This window comes from Psychrobacter sp. (genome assembly GCF_035469765.1).
Classification (GTDB): domain Bacteria; phylum Pseudomonadota; class Gammaproteobacteria; order Pseudomonadales; family Moraxellaceae; genus Psychrobacter.
Genome location: NZ_DATIRM010000104.1, coordinates 1 through 1718, shown reverse-complemented (window position 1 = coordinate 1718; position 1718 = coordinate 1). Strand labels below are relative to the sequence as shown.

Below are 1718 nucleotides of genomic sequence, written 5' to 3'. Positions count from 1 at the left end.
GTTAATGCCATAAGTCCAATCATGCCGAGACCAATTACAATACCGGCATAGCCGACAGTAGCAGTAATAAAGGTTGCTTTAATTTTGCTTTTATCAATGGCAAATAAACGTTGGGTAATGGTTTGATTACCAATAGCATAGGCCAATACTGCGACGAAATAAGGCGCACCTTGCTGAAAAAAGGCCTCAGATGAAAAAAAGTCTTGTTGCTGCAAAGTTAGATTTGAAAGTCCGCTGACCATGACAGAAGGACCACCCATGGAAAACAGTACCGCTGGGATAATGATGACACCAATCGCCATTAACGCGACCAATTGGGCAAAATCGGTAAACACTGAAGCACGAAATCCAGAAGTTAAGGTATAGCTTAGCACTCCGACGCCGGCGATAATTACCCCTGTTTGGAATGACAAAGGTGATAATACTGATACCAATGCGCCAGCAGCGGTGAAATTGACCATCAAGCTAATTAAGCTGCCCATAAGGTTAGATATGGCTAAAATTAATTGGCTTGATGAGCCATGGCGGGCGTGAATAAGTTCACCCAAGGTATGTCCATTAGGGGCAAGTTCACGAAATCGCATCCCAAAAGGGTAGATGAATAAAATCATCAAGGCACCCCAAAAACCATAATGTAACGGTCCTGAGACGCCATATTTATAGCCGGACGTGGCAGCTGCATAAAATGACGCTGCCCAGATCCAAGTAGCGGTCATACTAGCAGCGCCCATACCAAAACCGACGTTGTGACCGGCGACCATAAAACCTGAGGTCGTCTCCTTATCTTTTTTTATTAATAAAGACAGCAGATAAGTACCACCATAAAATGCCAGTAATAGCAAAATGATGGTTAATGCTGAAAATTGGAACAATGACTCAGTTTTCAAATTCCTACCTCGCAATTGTTATAAGTAAAATATAGATTAAAACGTATTCTCCCAGACTATGAGGTATGCAAAAACGACCTATTCAGCCTATAGGTCAATTATAGGTAGCACGCAACGAGATGAACCGTCACAAAAAAAATTGAAAGCGGATGGCTTTTGCCTCTGTATGACTTCATCATAAATTATGAAGGATATGTCAAAAATCATAGGGGCAACGCTCGATATGCGTCTGTAAATGGCTGAACCATTACGCTACGAATGATGCATACGTGATATAGCTGGCTGCTGATAAAGGCTTGTACAAGCATCTATAGCAATAATACGGATGAGCGGTAAGTCGCAACTGCTTGACTTATGCTAGGTTTAGATAGCGTGTATCAGATATATATAACCATGGATCGAGTATTGTTTTACTCATCTATGGTCTAATACACATAATCCGTAATCGTGATGGCAGGTGATAAATGTCTAAGCATTTAACCTGACATACGTAGCATTGATAATTAAAACTACAGCAATGTTAAATGCTAGTAACATGTTTGTGTCTTAAGACTAACCTATTCTGCTACCAATCACAAATTTTATGGTCAATTTTGTAAATAATGATATATAAAACTGACCATTGAAAAGTCTGTTAGACAGATGAGGAAGATATTAAAAAATAAAGTTTGATGGAAGTGGTTAGACAAAGAATGTGTTCAAACAATAGAGTAGAAGAGGGTCTATGTATTTTAAGAGACGGCATAACCTGCGTAGTAAGTTACGCGGTTATCACGAAAAACTCCTGCTAGACCTAAGCAATAGCGCTTGGCCACACGTACCGCGTTACTG

The 1718-nt window shown here is 40.2% G+C and carries 1 protein-coding gene; it reads right to left on the bottom strand.

Going from position 1 to position 1718, the window contains the following annotated elements; translation table 11 throughout:
- Positions 1–872: sodium:solute symporter family transporter (locus VLN09_RS02890; RefSeq protein ID WP_414709074.1), on the bottom strand; the 872-nt coding region annotated here is incomplete at its 3' end.
- Positions 873–1718: the final 846 nt, after the last annotated feature.